Here is a 14,905-nt window from a genome sequence, read left to right as displayed (position 1 = left end):
TGACCACGCCAATGGTTCAAGCATGGAGGTCTCTCACCTATATTGTAGAACTCGTCCAGTCCTCCACCGTAGGTGGAGGTTTATCTAGGATGTAATGAAGACCGGCGGGCCAAATCGGCCCGCCCCCTGCTCGAAATTCAGTTCTTCGAAACGGCTTATTTGGCCGCCTCGTACAGCTCCTCGACGTATTCCCAGTTGATCAGGCTGTCGACGAAGGCTTCCAGGTACTTCGGCCGAGCGTTGCGGTAATCGATGTAGTAGGAGTGCTCCCACACGTCGACGCCAAGCAACGGCTTCTGGCCGTGAATCAGCGGGTTCTCGCCGTTCGCCGTCTTGGTGACCTCAAGCTTGCCCTCGCCGTTCAGCACCAGCCAGGCCCAGCCGGAACCGAACTGGGTGGCACCGGCGTTGCAGAAGTCCGCCTTGAACTTGTCGTAGCCGCCCAGATCGCTGTCGATCTTGGCCGACAAGGCGCCCGGGATGGACGTACCGCCGCCATTGGGCTTCATCCACTTCCAGAAATGGATGTGGTTGAAGTGCTGGGCGGCGTTGTTGAAGAGGCCCGGGTTCTTGCCGAAGCTTTCCTTGATCACGTCCTCCAGCGACTTGCCCTCAAGACCGCTGTCCTTCAGCAGGTTGTTGCCGTTGGTCACATAGGCCTGATGGTGCTTGTCGTGGTGATACTCCAGCGTTTCGGCCGACATGTAGGGCGCGAGCGCATCGTAGGCATAGGGAAGTTCGGGAAGTTCGAACGCCATTTGGGTCCTCCTTTCGATGGATAAAGACGCGAGCCCTCGCGGGCCATGCGATCCTTTCGGGGGCCGCATGTTCCGTTCAGGCCGTATCAGAGTCTCGAGCGTTGTCCGTGATCCGGGATTGCGTCTCGACTTGAAATGCGGTGCGGGCGCGGTAACGCGTTCCGCCGTTGTGAGGGAACATAGGTAGATGTCCGTCCCCCGGCAATGGCGAGATCGCACCCGCTCGTCATTTTAACAATGCGAAGCGGGACGGTCCGGTTCCATTGGGAACGCCGCACGGGTCGATTTTTTTGAATGCCCTGGATTATTCCTCGCGAAACGCGTCGCGAAAGATCTCGGCATCGAAATTTTCCGGCACGCGCCCCTCGTAGGCGTAGACGCAGAGGGCGGCCTTCAGGATGGCATCAAGGGTGGAAATGATCAGCCCGGTCGCGAATATCCAGCACGCTATGCAGGCGAAGACGAAGACCGAAAGCGACGGCTCCGCCCCGTAGTTGAGAATTGCCCAGACGATGAAGGGACAGGCAAGCCAGACGGACACCGTGGAAAGGATGGAAAGTCCCGCATTGGCGATGAGCGCCTCGCCCCAGGTCTTGCGGATCATCGTGATGGAGCGACGCACGGCCTTGATTGGTCCCACCCCTTCCACCACGAGCACCGGTACGGCGAAGTAGACGGCGATCGACCACGCTGCGCCCAGAATGCCCACGAAGAGACGGCCCAGCCCCTTGAACCGGCTGGCGACGAAATTCAGCAACATGCCGATGCTGGCGGAAAAGAGCGCCCAGGCAAAAATCTGCGGCAACATGCGGAAAGCGGCGCGGATCCCGTCGGCAAGTGTCGGATCATCGCCCGACAGACGGATCATCGCGCAGGCGAGCAGCCCGGCATTGAAGAAGGTTATGACGAAGTAGCTCAGGAAATAGAGCAGGAACAGCAGGATAACCGCGCGCGGGTTCTGGTAGATGTCAGGGTTCTCGGCAAGCGCTTGCTGGAAGCGGGCGAGATCACCGGTAGCGAGGGCCGGCGCGAACACGCCGGCCAGCACGAGACCGAGGGCGACCAGCGACATCAACGGAAAGAGCAGCATCTCCTTGTCGAGCATCAGCACCCGCCAGCATGCACCGCTCAGCGCCACCGCCCTGTTGAACCTGTCGAACAAACCGCCGCCCCCTCGCCCGCGCCTCAAACGGTAAAACCGGTATTGAAGCGGCGATTGAAACGGATCAGGCCCTAAGGTTCGATGAAGACGCGGCGCCACGGCGGCTTTCCGCCATTCCTGGCTCATTTGCGGGTCCACGCCCCCAGGCACTTGGCGTGCGCGCCCGACATGCTACCTTGTCAGAATGTCGCAGGCGTCCATCCCCTCCCCCTCCGTCGTGCCCGTCGCTCTTGGCGGGCTTTTTTCGCTGGCCGCCGCCATGGGCATCGGTCGGTTCGTATTCACGCCGATCCTGCCCTTCATGGTGCATGATGCGGGGCTCAGCCCCGCGCAAGGCGGGCTCATCGCCTCGGCCAATTTCCTGGCCTATCTGATCGGCGCGCTGGCGGCCGCCTCCGGCCGGCTGACGGAACTGCTGCCGGGAAACCGGCGTACGATCTTTCTCACGGCACTGGCGATTTCGGCGGCCACCACGGCGGCGATGGGACTTTTCGACAGCGTCGCCGCCTTCATCGTCATCCGGTTCGTAAGCGGGCTCGCCAGCGCCTATGTGCTGGTCTTCGCCTCCGCGCTGGTGCTGGACCGGATTTCGGCGGCGGGACGGCCGGGGCTGGTGGCGCTGCATTTCTCAGGTGTGGGCCTTGGCATTTCCGGCTCGGCCCTGATGGTGGCAGGACTTGCGGCGAGCGGAGCGAACTGGCGCATGCTGTGGTACGCGAGCGGCCTCGTCGCGGCGCTCGCCCTTCTCGCCTGCACGCTTCTCATCGAGAAGGCGGAAGAACCGGCGCATACCCGGACCCGGACCGGCGAGCCTGCGGACCGCCGGCTCCTCGCGCTCTATGTCAGTTACGGTCTCTTCGGCTTCGGCTACGTCATCACCACCACCTTCATCTCCACGATGGCGCGGATGTCTGCCTCGCTCAGTCCCTATGAGACGGCGATCTGGACGGCTGTGGGCATCGCGGCCATGCCGTCCGTCGCGCTCTGGGGCGCGCTTGCCCGGCGTATCGGCAACGCGCGCACCTATGCGATCGCCTGCCTGGTGGAGGCGCTAGGGGTGGCGCTCTCGGTGATTTCGGATTCCGGCGCGGTCGTGGTACTGGCGGCGATGATGGTCGGCGGCACCTTCATCGCGATTACCGCAATCGGGCTGATGCAGGCCCGCCTTCTCTCGCGCGGGAACCCGCATTCTGTCCTCGCGCTGATGACGGCGTCGTTCGGACTGGGGCAGATGGTCGGCCCGACGCTGGCGGGCTTTGCCTATGACGCGACGGGGAGCTTTCTGCTGCCCTCGCTCGCCGCCGCCGTCGCATTGGTGATCGCGGCCGCGCTGGCGCTCACGCCGGAGCGCGGGTAAGGGGGCGTCACGCTCCGCTGCGGCCTGCGGGGCGCTCGAACATGGCGATTTCCGCTCCATCGTAGTGCGACGCTGCATAGGCGCGGTAGCCGAGCTTTTCCGCCACCCTGCGCGAGGCCGCATTGTCGTCGTCCATGATGCAGACCGTGCGTTCAAGGCCGCGCGGGCGGTCGGCCCAGCCAAGCACGGCACGCATCGCCTCCACCGCGAGACCACGCCCTTGCCCGTGACGGGCCAGAACCCAGCCTGCTTCCGGCATTCCCTCTATCGAGGGTTCGATGTCGCGATGCAGATCCTGCAGCCCGGCCTCGCCGACAAAATCGCCGGTCACCTTCTCGATCAAGGCGAAATACCCGAACCCAAGATGGACCCAGGCACCGGCCTGACGCAGGAACCGTGTCCAGGACTGCTCGCGCGTCAAAGCCACGTTGCCGATATAGCGGGTCACCTGGGGGTCGGCCCACATCGCGGCGTAGGCGTCGAAATCATCGCCCCTGAGCGCGCGCAGGATAAGACGCTCGCTCTCGAGTTCAGGGATGGCAGGCATGGCTGGTGGGTCCGGCTGGAAAACAGCCCGGGCAAACGCGTTGTTCAACACGCGGCCCGGGCTTTTAACAATGTCGCGTGTCCGCTCAGGCGTGTGCGAAATCCCAGTACAGGTCGCGAGCCTTCTTGGCGAGCGGACCGGGCTGCATCTCGCGGCTCTCGATACGCCCCACGGACATGACCTTGGAGTAATTGCCGGTGGAGAAGATCTCGTCGGCGTCCATGAAGTCGTCCATGACCAGGCTGCGCTCGTAGACATCGATACCCGCATCGCGCAGGAGTTTGATGACGCGCTGGCGGGTAATGCCGTTCAGGAACGTGCCGTTGGCATAGGGCGTGTGGACCGCGCCGTCCTTGGCCATGAAGATGTTGGCGCTGGTCAGCTCCGCGATGTTGCCGAGCGTGTCGCGCACGAGCGCGTTGTCGAAGCCGCGTTCCCTGGCCTCGCGGACGGCGCGCGCGTTGTTGGGATAAAGGCAGCCGGCCTTGGCATCGACCGGCGCCGTCTCCGCCGTGGGGCGGCGGTAGGGCGACAGCGTGACGGAGAAGGTCGTCTCCTCCGGCGCCATCGGCGCGGCGAACAGGTTCAGGCAGAAACGCGTCGTTTCCGGATCCGGCGAAATCACGCCGAGGCCGTTGCCCTCCGGCCAGTACATCGGCTTGATGTAGACCGCCGTGCCCGGCTCGAACTTCTTCACGCCCTCCCAGGCGAGTTCGCAGATCTCGCCGGCGGACATGGTCGGCTTCAGCCCCATGGTAAGGGCGGACGCGTTCACCCGCTCGGCATGAAGCGCCAGATCCGGCATCACGCCCTCGAAGTAGCGGGCACCGTCAAATACGCTCGAGCCCATCCACATGGCATGCGTGCTGGGGCCGGCGATGAGGGGGTTGCCGTCCGCCCAGGTGCCATCGATCCAGCTCCACGTCTGCGACGGTTCCGTCATGAGTCCATCCTTGTTCTGTCTCGGAAGGCCCCGATCAAACGCCCTTGCCGGGCCGGGATCAAGGCCTGCATGCACAATCCTCGATATGAGAAACAATCATCCCGAATTGCGCTTTAGTTCCCATTATGTTCCAATCGAACAATTGAAAATACGCAAATTTCCACCCCTTGGGAAGGGCCAACAATGGACCAACGCATCACCCTTGTAACACTGGGCGTCGACGATCTTGCGCGCACACGCGCGTTTTTCGAGGAAGGGCTCGGCTGGCGCCGCGCATCAGTGGAAAGCGAGGCGATCGCCTTCTACCAGTGCGATTCGATGGCGCTCGCGCTGTTCGGCCGCAAGGCGCTGGCCGAAGACGCCGATTTGGCGGACAACGCCGACGCCCACCCCGACGCCTTCATCCCCGTCTCCATCGCCTGGAACGGACACAGCGAGGCCGACGTCGACCGGGCGTTCGAAGAAGCCGTGGCGGCGGGGGCCGAACCGCTGAAGCGTCCGACGCGCGTCTTCTGGGGCGGCTATTCGTCCTATGTGCGCATTCCGGGAAGCGGCCACCTGCTGGAAATCGCCTTCAATCCCGGCTTTGCGCTGGACGAAGCCGGCCGGGTCACGTTGCCGTAAGCGCGACACGCGACCTTGACGGGTGGTGCGCTACGCGGTCTTCTCGGGGCGCGACCGTCAAGGAGTTCGTTCATGTCCCATTCCGCCTATGTCTTCGACGCTTACGGCACCCTGTTCGATGTTCACGCCGCCGTACGCAAGCATGCGGAGGCCGTGGGACCGGACGCCACCCAGCTTTCCACCCTGTGGCGGGCCAAGCAGCTGGAATATTCCTGGGTGCGCTCGATGATGGGCCGCTACCAGGATTTCTGGACGCTGACCGAACAGGCGCTCGATTTCGCCTTCAAGGCGGTGCCCACCGCGGACGCCTCGATGCGCGCGCAGCTGCTCGATGCCTACCACCGGCTCGACTGCTACGCGGAGGTGCCGCAAGTCCTGAAGAAGCTGAAGGACACGGGCGCCAAGCTCGCCATTCTGTCGAACGGTTCGCCGGCGATGCTTGCGGGCGCGGTGTCGGCCGCCGGGCTCGACGGGGTGCTCGACGAGGTCTTCTCCGTCGATTCCCTGCGCGTCTACAAGACCGACGAACGGGTCTACGAGATGGTGACGAACCACTTCCGTATCTATCCGGAAGCCGTGTCGTTCCAGTCGTCGAACCGCTGGGACATCGCCGGTGCCACGGCCTTCGGCTTTCGCACCGTGTGGATCAACCGGGCCGGCATGCCGGAGGAATATCACGACCTGCCGCCCAACGCGGTGCTTCAGGACCTCAACGGACTGACGGCACTGGGCTGACGCTCACTCACGCGGGCGAGCGACAAGCGCGCTAGCGCCGCGTGCATTCCCCTGTGGTCATGCGGGTCAGCGCCGCGCTCATCTGGGTCAGCCAGTACTGACATTGCCCCTCGGTGGGAAAACAGGCCTCACGGGCGATGTTGCGCGTCTCGTGCGGGCCCAGGAAGAGCCTGCCGCCGGCGAGACCGCGCCAGTAGGTGCCCGGCGCGCTGTTCTTCGCCACGATGGAGCAATCGAGTTCGGTGCCGGTGGGGTCGAACACCCATCCGGAGCGATGGTCGTAGTAGGTGGAAGCGCCGTAGCAGCCGGCGAGGACCAGCGCGAGGCCGGCGGCCGCCAGGACCGGCCAGCGCAACCGCCGCCGCGATCCGGTCTCCCGACGATCGTTCCGCTTCGAATGATCCATGATCTCGTGCGCTTCGTGCCGCATGGTCGCTCCCGGTCTCGCTTGCCCGCAAAGGGTGTCTCGCTGCGATGATTCAATAGCATCTTTCGCGACGGATGTATGGCATGGACAACCGCAATTCACCCCGCGCAACAAACGTCGGACGACAAACCGCTCCTTAACCCGGCGGTTCTATCATCGCGAAAGTTCCTCTTGGGAATTTTTCGATGCAGCACCCACATGCCCTTGGTCCCTCCGTCCTGATCATCGCTGAAGGCCCCAGCTTCTGCATGCTGCTCGAGCAGATGCTGCACGACATCGGCGTCGCCGCCACGACGACAATCGACGAAGCGGAAGCCGCGCAGTCATGGCTGCGCGCGAACGCGGTCGATGCCGTGCTTATCGACAGCGACCTGCCAAAGGCTTCCGCGCTGGCATTCGCCAACCGTATCCGTTGTGACACCGCGCAATTCAACCGCTACCTGCCACTCGTGCTGATGAGTGCGAAGGGCGATGCCGTGCTCATGCACCAGGCGGTGAAAGCAGGCTTTGACAGCTCCATCCCCAAACCGGTGCGGCGGCGACAGCTCTTCGGCGAACTGAAACGGCTGCTGGAGCGCCCGCGCGTCTACATACGCTCTCCGTCGGGCTACTGCGGACCGGACCGGCGCCGGCGTGTAATGTCAGACTATGCCGGCGAGGACCGGCGCAGAGAGGGCAGCTTTCAGCTGTTCACCGAGAACGGTCCGGTTTCGCGCGACGCGCTGGAAGCGCTCCACCGCAATGCGCCGGAGGGCGCGAACATGGACGTGCTGCTCGTGCGCGGGGCACAGGTGATCGACAGCTACAGACTGGACTCGAGCGCCAATCTGCGCCGCGCCAACGGCTGAACGCCCCCTCCAGACTCCGCACTCTTCCGGGCCCCGCACTGCCCGAACCGCGCGCTTGCGCGCCCATACCCCGCTTCGTCCCTTCGACAGCGCAGCCTTTCGAGCCCCCCGGCACAAACGCGACTTTTGTCTGACGCCGGCTTCGCAGGCCTTTCGCTGCAACGCGGAAAGTGTCAGGGTTGCCGATGCGGAAGGCACTGTGGGAAGGCCGGGCGTGAGAGAGGCGAGCGCGCTCTGGCGGGAGAGGCAACCGACATGACAGGCAGGATCATCACCATCGCCCAGCAAAAGGGCGGTTCCGGCAAGACGACGCTGACGGCGCATCTCGCGATCGCCCTTGCCTCAAGGCGCGGCATCCGCGTGGCGCTGCTCGACGTGGATCCTCAGGGAAGCCTTGGCGAATGGCTGGAAGCGCGCGAGGCGACGCTCGGCGAGGACGCGACGGGGCTCATGTTCCGAACCGCCAGCGGTTGGGGGGCCCGGCGCGAGGCGCGCGCGCTCGCACGCGAATACGATTACGTCATCATCGACACCCCGCCGAAATCCGACCGCGAGGCGCGTCCCGCGATCGAAGTGGCCGACCTTGTCGCCATTCCCGTGCAGCCCTCGCCGGTCGACGTGTGGGCGAGCGCGCAGACGCTGGACATGGCGGCAGCGGAAAACGTGCCCGCGACGCTGGTCCTGAACCGTGTTCCGCCGCGCTCGGCGCTCACGGGAGAAATGGTCGAAGCGCTTTCCAAACTCTCGCCGATGACCGCGCACACGCGGCTTGGCAACCGCGTGGCGTTTGCGGCATCCATGGGCGACGGATTGACCGTCACCGAAAGCGCCCCCAACAGCAAGGCGGCGGAAGAAGTCGCGGCACTCGCGGAGGAAGTGAAAAAACTCCTGCGAGAACGTCAGGCGGCCTGAACGCCGGGCCTTGCCGACGCAAAGCCGCTTCGCTCAAACGGAAATATCGAGAACGGAACCGATGGCGAGCGCGGCGGCCGGGCGCGACGCCAACATGGCTGCCAGCGGGCCATTCGCCCGCGCGAGGTGCACAGCGGTGACATTTCCCTCCGCCTGCGCGACATCGTCAGCTGCCGCCCCCTGCCGGGCGCGTTCCGCCGTCGCGAGATCGATCAGCACGGCGGGTCCATCCGCTGCCGCAGTGGCGGACAGCGCATCGCGCCCCGCCTCGCTCGTCGCCGAGGCCGGATCGTCGGTTTCGCTGGCGGCCTGGGCGGGCTCCACCCTAGCATTCGACAGAACCTGCCGCAGACGGGTCTCCAGCGTCGCGATCTGCTCGTCGAGCGTCGCCTTGTCTCCCTCGCAGGTGGCGCATTGCTGCTCGGATCGGGCGGACAGGATCTCCGCCTTGATGCGGGCCTGCTCCTTGCGCGCAGCCTCCTGCGGATCGCCAGCTTTTGAAAGACTGCCGGATACGGAGGAGGTCAGCGATGCGCTGAGGGGAGCGACCATGTTGATCCCGGCGGACATCACCCGCATATCGCGTTACGTCAGGATCAGAGTCGCGCGGCGCGCTTAACACCAGGCTACCACGCACAAGATGTGATGAGCGCTCACGCAACTGTGAGGCGAGCGGACAGTCCTCACACGGTGAAGCGCCCAATGCCCCCCCCCGCGCTTGCGTGTTTCATGTCCTCGCGGGAACAGACGGTCCATCTTTCAAGACACGCTTCTGCGCCCGCCTCAAAAGATGGCCGCACATGGTATCTGGTTATGTTTCGCCCGGCTTTTCCGCCAGCCCGGCCCCGCCAGCCCCGCCTCAAAGCCGTATCCATGGCGTAATCTGTTGGCGCGGAATGAAGGGGGATCTGTATGCATCCCCCTTGCCGCGAACGCCCGGTCAGACGACCTGGGACAGCCCCGGGATGGACTCGATGATGTCGTCGACGATGTCGTCGCCGGCCTTTTCTTTCGCGTAGGCGACGACCTGCCGGGTCACCGTCTGCACTTCGCCCATGGAAAGCCCCACATTGGTCAGCTCGTTGAGCGCACCCATGGCTCCCATGCCGGTCATGCTGGCGAGCCCGCCGAGGAAGCCGCCCTTCTTGCCGCCGTCGCCGCCTTCCAGAAAGGCGCGGGCGCCGGGGATGGCGTCGATCACCTGATCCACCTTGTCCGTCGGCCCGTCCTTGTGCAGGAACCTCAGGATGATGCCGACAGCCTCGCGGGCGGTATCCTCGCTGATGCCGGCCTTGGCACAGATGCGGTTGATCAGTTCTTCCATGAAATCCTCCGAAGCGCGCAATAGTTCACCAGTGAACGAGACGCGTTTCCGCCGCACCTCGCCGTCATGTGACATGAGCCTAGCACCGCATGCAACTGACACAACGTCAACTGCGGTGGAAAGGCACTCGTGCCCCTCGCCGATATGGCTGGCAACCGCGCGAAAGCCCTTGATTCCGCCAATGATCGCCGGACACGCTTCCGTTCTGCAACGTACCCAAGCATGATACGCAAGTGATTCTGAAAGACCGGCATCGAGCGGTGTGACGGCTGCCCTGCGCAGCCCGTGTGGAGGAGATTTCTCGAGTGAAAAGCGACGGCATGATCTTCCTGGGCGCATCGTTCAATCCGCAAGGCGACGCTCCGCAGCCGCAATTCCTCGACCTCAAGCGTGCCAACCGGCACGGGCTCATCGCGGGTGCGACCGGCACCGGCAAGACGGTGTCGTTGCAGATCCTGGCCGAGGGCTTTTCCGATGCCGGAGTTCCGGTCTTCTGCGCCGACATCAAGGGCGATCTGTCCGGCCTCGCCGCGCCCGGCGATGCCAAGCCGTTCCTGGCCGAACGGGCGGACAAGATCGGCCTCGACGATTACGGCTACCACAACTTTCCGACGGTCTTCTGGGATCTCTTCGGCGCCAACGGCCATTCCGTGCGCACCACCATCTCGGAGATGGGGCCGCTGCTGCTGTCCCGGCTGATGGATCTCAACCCCACGCAGGAGGGCGTGCTCAACATCGCCTTCGAACTGGCCGATGACGAGGGATTGTTGCTGCTCGATCTCAAGGATCTGAGGGCGGTTCTTTCCGAAATCGGCGAGCGCGCGAAGGAGCTGTCGCTCGTCTACGGCAACGTCTCGAAGTCCTCCGTCGGCGCCATCCAGCGCCAACTTCTGGTGCTGGAGCGCGAAGGCGGAGATGCCTTCTTCGGCGAACCCGCCCTCGACATCGGCGACCTGATGCGCACGACCAGCGACGGGCGCGGCGTCGTCAACGTGCTGGCGGCGGAAAAGCTGATGGGCGCTCCCCGGCTTTATGCCACGTTCCTGCTGTGGCTCTTGTCGGAGCTGTTCGAGGAACTGCCCGAGGTTGGCGATCCGGACAAGCCTCGGCTCGTGTTCTTCTTCGATGAGGCGCATTTGCTCTTTGACGAGGCCCCCAAGGCCTTGTTGGAGAAGGTGGAACAGATCGTCCGGCTGATCCGCTCCAAGGGTGTCGGTGTCTTCTTCGTGACGCAGAACCCGCAAGATGTGCCGGAAAGCGTCCTTTCCCAGCTCGGCAACCGCATCCAGCACGCGTTGCGCGCCTATACGCCACGCGAACGCAAGGCGGTGACGACGGCGGCGGAAACCTTCCGTCCGAACCCGGCTCTCGACACGGCCACGGTGATCACGGAACTGGGCATCGGCGAGGCGCTTGTCTCCACACTCGGCGGCAAGGGCGTTCCCTCGATGGTGGAACGTACGCTGATCCGCCCGCCCTCATCCCGGCTCGGGCCGCTGACGCAGGCGGAATTGCGCTCGGCCATCCAGGCGAGCCCCCTCTTCGGCCGCTACGACCGCACGCGCGATCGCGAATCCGCTTACGAAATCCTGCAAAGCCGCGCGCTGGAAAAGGTCGTGCACGAAGACCGACAGCGCGAGCGGGAAGACGAGCAACGCGCGCAAGGCGGCAGGGTCAAGCGCACGCGCACCGGTTTCACGGTGCCCGATTTCGGCCGTGACGACCGACCGCAGACGACGGCGCGCACACGCGCCACCACCCGGCGTTCGCAACGCCAGGGTGTCGCCGAAACAGCGGTCAAGGCGGTGGTGCGCTCGATCGGATCCTCGCTCGGCCGGGCGCTGGTGCGCGGGCTTCTGGGCTCGCTGAAGCGCGGAGGCTGAACGCGCTGATTTCGAGAGCGCACATGCCCCCGATGCGCGACGGCAAGTCGCCCTGAAGGCTTGTGTACTTCCAAACCATTGCAGGCGAAAGTGTTGCCCAGCCAGCCGGGCAGCGCCCCTGTGCCAGCCACCGACCTGCCTGCAGGCCGGTTCGCATCTTTTCCACCATTTCGCGCCGCCCGTACCGCCCTTTTCGCGTCCCTGCCATCGAGGGCGTTTTCGTCGCGCTCAATCCCGTGTAAAAGCCCTCCGCATGACCTTTCGCACCTCGCTTTCCCGCTTCGCCCTTATCGTGCTTCTCACCGCCGCGGCACCGCTGCTCGGCGGCTGTTCCGTTTCCGGCGACATCACTTCCTTCGGCGGCTCAGTGCCGGAACCGGACCCGGATGCGGTTACACTCGTGACGATCACGGCGACCAATGTCGGTCCACTCGACGCCTCCACACCCTATTCGACCAAGACGATCGAGGCGGCGCTGCCCGGCTTCACCACCCAGCCCATCCAGATGGCCGAGGAAGACCGCACCTTGTGGACGACCGGCGTCTTCCACGACGGTTTCCAGGTGTTGCAGGTGCTCAAGGGGAACGGTGGCAAGATCGGCGAGATCCACGGCGTATCACCCGATATCGAAGGCCCCAACGGCGAGCGGCTGGGCATGCGCTTCGACAAGACGGGAATCCCGGTTTCGCGGTGCCGGGTCGGACGCAACCTGTGGCGGGACATGGCGATCTGTCCGGCACGCGGCGCACCGAATGTGGAACTCATCTTCGCGGTGACCCAGTATGACGGCCCCTTCGACAGGCTGCCGCCGCGCGACGAACTCGATAGCGCAACGCTGCAACGCATCGTGTGGACGGCACCAAAGTCCTGAGAGGCGGGACCGAGGGGGAGCGCGGACGCGGCGCGACGGCTTCACGCTTTGCAAAGGCGGTCGGCCCGCAGGTGACCGCGGGTCTCCGCACGTGATTGTCGCGATGCTACCGATCGGACGCCGAGCGCACTTCAACGCCCGGACGAAAGGTCGCCGCCGCTCAGTACGTCATCATCGGCGGCAAGGCCTTGGCTTCTTCCACCCAGGCGGCGACCTGGCTTTCGCCCGGCACCTGGCGCACGAGTTTCTTCGTTTCGTTGACCTCGGCCATCTTGGCGGCGAGATTGTCGGCGCGGCGCATCTTCAGTTCCTTCACCGTGTCGACACCGGCGGCTTCCAGAAGCTCCGAATATTCCTCGCCCACACCCTTAATCCGCATCAGGTCGGCCATATTCGCCCATTTGAGGATGCGGGAGGACTCGATCCCGGTTTCCTCCGCAAGCGCCTTGCGGCCCTTGGGGTCCTTGGCGCGGTCCAGATAGGCGTCGGTCGTCTTGATCCCGGCGGTTTTCAGCTTCTCCGCGTAAGTGGGCCCAATTCCTTCAATCTCGGCAATCGGATATGACATGGTCCTGCTTTCCGTATGTGCTGCCCTGCCCGCAAAGCGCACGCCAAGTGCGCGCGGGTACAAATCCTCGCGTCATTCCATTGGGGATCCCGTCGGCTCCGTCTGCGCACGGGCCGAGAGCGACCGTCCCTTACGGTAGATTGGCACCGTTCTCGGGCATTTCGCAAGCAATTGTGGAAGCAGGCATACGCCTTCCGGCGTGAAACCTTCGTCACGCGCCGGAAGTCCGTCATTCCTGTCTTGCGAACAGGTTAGCGGGTCATACTGCGCATCGAGCGGAAATCCCAGGGACTGACCTTGCCGTCCTTGTCCGCGTCCGCCTTTTCAAAGCGAGCCCTTGCGGCTGCGAGGAAATCGGCCTTGGTGACCTTGCCGTCACCATTCGCATCCATCACCGCGAAACGATCAGCCTTGGCGGCCTGCCGGGCGTTTTGCCGGGCCTGGTTCCAGCCCATCTGCGGGCCCATGCGCACGGTCATGAACTCGTCCTTGGTCAACATACCGTCATCGTCGGCGTCCATCGCGGCGAAGACATCTTCCGCGTTGGTCGCCGCTTCGTCGGCCGTGATGACGCCATCGCCGTTCACATCGATAACGGAGAAGCGGAACATCATTCCCCGGCCACCGCCTTGCTGGGAACCCTGTCCGTAGCCTTGGCCATAACCGGGACCGGCTCCCCACCCCTGGCCATAGCCTTGACCTTGGCCGTATCCGGGGCCACCCCCGTTCCAACAGGGCTGAGCCTGCACCGCGCCGACGAGCGCAAGCGCGACGACGCCTGAAAGGAGCATGCTGGTACGCATTGTCATGAGACCGTCCTTTCTCTTTTTCACCATCCCCCGATTGCACGGTAGACTGTTCTGCCCTCACGTCATTGAAAATACGCAACGCGCTTTGCTCTTCGCGCTGCTTCGAGGTGACGTCTCCGCAGCTTTGCGCTAGGCAGGAAACATGTTGAGCGAATCCGAAAAAGCCCGCGTGAAGGAACTGGCGGACGGCCTGCTGGCCGGCAACCGGGCGAAGCTCGCCCGTGCGATCACGCTGGTGGAATCGAAAAAGCCAGCGCACCGCAAACAGGCCGAGGAACTGCTGCAGGCGATCCTGCCCGAAACCGGCAAGGCGCATCGCATCGGCATCACCGGCGTGCCCGGCGTCGGCAAGTCGACAACCATCGATACGCTTGGCTCCAACCTCACGGCGGCCGGACACAAGGTGGCTGTGCTGGCGGTCGACCCCTCCTCGGCGGTCACCGGCGGTTCCATCCTGGGCGACAAGACCCGCATGGCAAGGCTCGCGATAGATCGCAATGCGTTCATCCGCCCCTCCCCCTCTTCGGGAACACTCGGGGGGGTTGCGGCGAAAACACGCGAGACCATGCTCTTGTGCGAAGCCGCCGGCTTTGACGTAATTCTGGTCGAGACGGTCGGCATCGGACAGTCGGAGACGACAGTGGCGCAAATGGTGGACTTTTTCCTGGTGCTGATGCTGCCGGGCGCGGGGGACGAATTGCAGGGCATCAAGAAGGGCGTGCTGGAGATAGCCGACATGATTGCGGTGAACAAGGCGGATGGCGAGGGCGCTGCGCGCGCGAGCTCGGCGGCCGGCGAATACCGCGCGGCGCTGCACATCCTGGCGCCGCGCTCGTCAGTGTGGGCGCCGCCCGTTGTCACCGTTTCCGGACTGGCCAACCAGGGGCTTGAAGACATGTGGTCGCAAATCCAGCGCCACCGCACATTGACCACGCAAAGTGGTGAATTCGCCGCCACCCGGGCGCGGCAGCAGGTTTCGTGGTTGTGGGCGATGCTGGAAACGCGGTTGATGGAAGCGATGAAGGCCAATCCGAAAGTTGCGGGAATACTGCCGGACCTGGAGCGCGATGTGCGCGAGGGCAATCTCGCGGCATCGGCCGCCGTGGGCCGAGTTGCCCAAGCCATGGGGATCTGAAC

The 14,905-nt window shown here is 64.3% G+C and carries 17 protein-coding genes; 8 read left to right on the top strand and 9 right to left on the bottom strand.

Going from position 1 to position 14,905, the window contains the following annotated elements:
• Positions 1–155: 155 nt before the first annotated feature.
• Together C8N35_RS21660 and C8N35_RS21655 are read right to left on the bottom strand one after the other, a co-directional pair.
• Complete coding sequence (locus tag C8N35_RS21660) at positions 156–758, bottom strand: superoxide dismutase (RefSeq protein ID WP_107991820.1); 603 nt, start codon at positions 756–758, stop codon at positions 156–158.
• Positions 759–1,062: 304 nt separating this feature from the next.
• Entirely contained in the window at positions 1,063–1,920 is an 858-nt protein-coding gene (locus C8N35_RS21655) for a DUF6159 family protein (protein WP_107991819.1), read from the bottom strand.
• Positions 1,921–2,104: 184 nt separating this feature from the next.
• Between C8N35_RS21655 and C8N35_RS21650 the strand changes: the two genes are divergently transcribed.
• On the top strand, positions 2,105–3,277 hold the full coding sequence (locus C8N35_RS21650) for a YbfB/YjiJ family MFS transporter (RefSeq protein WP_107991818.1): 1,173 nt from the start codon (positions 2,105–2,107) through the stop codon (positions 3,275–3,277).
• Between the two features lie 7 nt (positions 3,278–3,284).
• Here the strand turns inward: C8N35_RS21650 and C8N35_RS21645 are convergent, their stop codons facing one another.
• Positions 3,285–3,824, bottom strand: a complete 540-nt coding sequence (locus tag C8N35_RS21645; protein ID WP_107991817.1) for a GNAT family N-acetyltransferase — start codon at positions 3,822–3,824, stop codon at positions 3,285–3,287.
• Between the two features lie 85 nt (positions 3,825–3,909).
• On the bottom strand, positions 3,910–4,767 hold the full coding sequence (locus C8N35_RS21640; RefSeq protein ID WP_107991816.1) for a branched-chain amino acid aminotransferase: 858 nt from the start codon (positions 4,765–4,767) through the stop codon (positions 3,910–3,912).
• Positions 4,768–4,950: 183 nt separating this feature from the next.
• On the opposite strand from C8N35_RS21640, the gene C8N35_RS21635 reads away from it, so the two are divergent.
• Both C8N35_RS21635 and C8N35_RS21630 read left to right on the top strand, forming a co-directional pair.
• On the top strand, positions 4,951–5,391 hold the full coding sequence (locus C8N35_RS21635; RefSeq protein WP_107991815.1) for a VOC family protein: 441 nt from the start codon (positions 4,951–4,953) through the stop codon (positions 5,389–5,391).
• Positions 5,392–5,463: 72 nt separating this feature from the next.
• Positions 5,464–6,126 (top strand): haloacid dehalogenase type II, encoded by a 663-nt coding sequence (locus C8N35_RS21630; RefSeq protein ID WP_107991814.1) that lies wholly within the window; start codon positions 5,464–5,466, stop codon positions 6,124–6,126.
• A 31-nt stretch (positions 6,127–6,157) separates the two neighbouring features.
• Here C8N35_RS21630 and C8N35_RS21625 read toward each other — a convergent pair whose 3' ends face one another.
• Positions 6,158–6,556: a hypothetical protein gene (locus C8N35_RS21625; protein ID WP_107991813.1), complete on the bottom strand. Its 399-nt coding sequence runs from the start codon at positions 6,554–6,556 to the stop codon at positions 6,158–6,160.
• A gap of 182 nt (positions 6,557–6,738) precedes the next feature.
• On the opposite strand from C8N35_RS21625, the gene C8N35_RS21620 reads away from it, so the two are divergent.
• Both C8N35_RS21620 and parA read left to right on the top strand, forming a co-directional pair.
• Complete coding sequence (locus C8N35_RS21620; protein WP_107991812.1) at positions 6,739–7,401, top strand: response regulator; 663 nt, start codon at positions 6,739–6,741, stop codon at positions 7,399–7,401.
• 255 nt (positions 7,402–7,656) lie between these two features.
• Positions 7,657–8,313: a ParA family partition ATPase gene (parA, locus tag C8N35_RS21615; protein ID WP_107991811.1), complete on the top strand. Its 657-nt coding sequence runs from the start codon at positions 7,657–7,659 to the stop codon at positions 8,311–8,313.
• 33 nt (positions 8,314–8,346) lie between these two features.
• Here parA and C8N35_RS21610 read toward each other — a convergent pair whose 3' ends face one another.
• Positions 8,347–8,883 (bottom strand): hypothetical protein, encoded by a 537-nt coding sequence (locus C8N35_RS21610; protein WP_107991810.1) that lies wholly within the window; start codon positions 8,881–8,883, stop codon positions 8,347–8,349.
• Positions 8,884–9,253: 370 nt separating this feature from the next.
• On the bottom strand, positions 9,254–9,637 hold the full coding sequence (locus C8N35_RS21605) for a hypothetical protein (RefSeq protein ID WP_107991836.1): 384 nt from the start codon (positions 9,635–9,637) through the stop codon (positions 9,254–9,256).
• A 320-nt stretch (positions 9,638–9,957) separates the two neighbouring features.
• On the opposite strand from C8N35_RS21605, the gene C8N35_RS21600 reads away from it, so the two are divergent.
• Together C8N35_RS21600 and C8N35_RS21595 are read left to right on the top strand one after the other, a co-directional pair.
• Entirely contained in the window at positions 9,958–11,520 is a 1,563-nt protein-coding gene (locus tag C8N35_RS21600; RefSeq protein ID WP_107991835.1) for a helicase HerA-like domain-containing protein, read from the top strand.
• 253 nt (positions 11,521–11,773) lie between these two features.
• Complete coding sequence (locus tag C8N35_RS21595; RefSeq protein WP_107991809.1) at positions 11,774–12,391, top strand: DUF1131 family protein; 618 nt, start codon at positions 11,774–11,776, stop codon at positions 12,389–12,391.
• Positions 12,392–12,551: 160 nt separating this feature from the next.
• Here C8N35_RS21595 and C8N35_RS21590 read toward each other — a convergent pair whose 3' ends face one another.
• A complete protein-coding gene (locus C8N35_RS21590; protein ID WP_107991808.1) occupies positions 12,552–12,959 on the bottom strand; it encodes a DUF4332 domain-containing protein in 408 nt (135 codons plus the stop codon).
• A gap of 251 nt (positions 12,960–13,210) precedes the next feature.
• Positions 13,211–13,768 carry an EF-hand domain-containing protein gene (locus tag C8N35_RS21585; RefSeq protein WP_146177458.1) on the bottom strand — a complete coding sequence of 186 codons (558 nt, stop codon included), beginning with the start codon at positions 13,766–13,768 and terminating at the stop codon, positions 13,211–13,213.
• 142 nt (positions 13,769–13,910) lie between these two features.
• On the opposite strand from C8N35_RS21585, the gene meaB reads away from it, so the two are divergent.
• A complete protein-coding gene (gene meaB / locus C8N35_RS21580) occupies positions 13,911–14,903 on the top strand; it encodes a methylmalonyl Co-A mutase-associated GTPase MeaB (protein WP_107991806.1) in 993 nt (330 codons plus the stop codon).
• Positions 14,904–14,905: the final 2 nt, after the last annotated feature.

It is taken from the genome of Breoghania corrubedonensis (genome assembly GCF_003053845.1).
Classification (GTDB): domain Bacteria; phylum Pseudomonadota; class Alphaproteobacteria; order Rhizobiales; family Stappiaceae; genus Breoghania; species Breoghania corrubedonensis.
The sequence above is the reverse complement of the archived record's forward strand: the minus strand, read 5'-3'. Positions and strand labels throughout refer to the sequence as shown.

What these genes read in the sequence shown, in the direction of transcription:
- C8N35_RS21660 (WP_107991820.1), bottom strand. Translation starts at nt 758, where the DNA reads ATGGCGTTCGAACTTCCCGAACTTCCCTATGCCTACGATGCGCTCGCG.
- C8N35_RS21650 (WP_107991818.1), top strand. Translation starts at nt 2,105, where the DNA reads ATGTCGCAGGCGTCCATCCCCTCCCCCTCCGTCGTGCCCGTCGCTCTT.
- C8N35_RS21645 (WP_107991817.1), bottom strand. Translation starts at nt 3,824, where the DNA reads ATGCCTGCCATCCCTGAACTCGAGAGCGAGCGTCTTATCCTGCGCGCG.
- C8N35_RS21640 (WP_107991816.1), bottom strand. Translation starts at nt 4,767, where the DNA reads ATGACGGAACCGTCGCAGACGTGGAGCTGGATCGATGGCACCTGGGCG.
- C8N35_RS21635 (WP_107991815.1), top strand. Translation starts at nt 4,951, where the DNA reads ATGGACCAACGCATCACCCTTGTAACACTGGGCGTCGACGATCTTGCG.
- C8N35_RS21630 (WP_107991814.1), top strand. Translation starts at nt 5,464, where the DNA reads ATGTCCCATTCCGCCTATGTCTTCGACGCTTACGGCACCCTGTTCGAT.
- C8N35_RS21625 (WP_107991813.1), bottom strand. Translation starts at nt 6,556, where the DNA reads ATGCGGCACGAAGCGCACGAGATCATGGATCATTCGAAGCGGAACGAT.
- C8N35_RS21620 (WP_107991812.1), top strand. Translation starts at nt 6,739, where the DNA reads ATGCAGCACCCACATGCCCTTGGTCCCTCCGTCCTGATCATCGCTGAA.
- parA (WP_107991811.1), top strand. Translation starts at nt 7,657, where the DNA reads ATGACAGGCAGGATCATCACCATCGCCCAGCAAAAGGGCGGTTCCGGC.
- C8N35_RS21610 (WP_107991810.1), bottom strand. Translation starts at nt 8,883, where the DNA reads ATGTCCGCCGGGATCAACATGGTCGCTCCCCTCAGCGCATCGCTGACC.
- C8N35_RS21605 (WP_107991836.1), bottom strand. Translation starts at nt 9,637, where the DNA reads ATGGAAGAACTGATCAACCGCATCTGTGCCAAGGCCGGCATCAGCGAG.
- C8N35_RS21600 (WP_107991835.1), top strand. Translation starts at nt 9,958, where the DNA reads ATGATCTTCCTGGGCGCATCGTTCAATCCGCAAGGCGACGCTCCGCAG.
- C8N35_RS21595 (WP_107991809.1), top strand. Translation starts at nt 11,774, where the DNA reads ATGACCTTTCGCACCTCGCTTTCCCGCTTCGCCCTTATCGTGCTTCTC.
- C8N35_RS21590 (WP_107991808.1), bottom strand. Translation starts at nt 12,959, where the DNA reads ATGTCATATCCGATTGCCGAGATTGAAGGAATTGGGCCCACTTACGCG.
- C8N35_RS21585 (WP_146177458.1), bottom strand. Translation starts at nt 13,768, where the DNA reads ATGACAATGCGTACCAGCATGCTCCTTTCAGGCGTCGTCGCGCTTGCG.
- meaB (WP_107991806.1), top strand. Translation starts at nt 13,911, where the DNA reads ATGTTGAGCGAATCCGAAAAAGCCCGCGTGAAGGAACTGGCGGACGGC.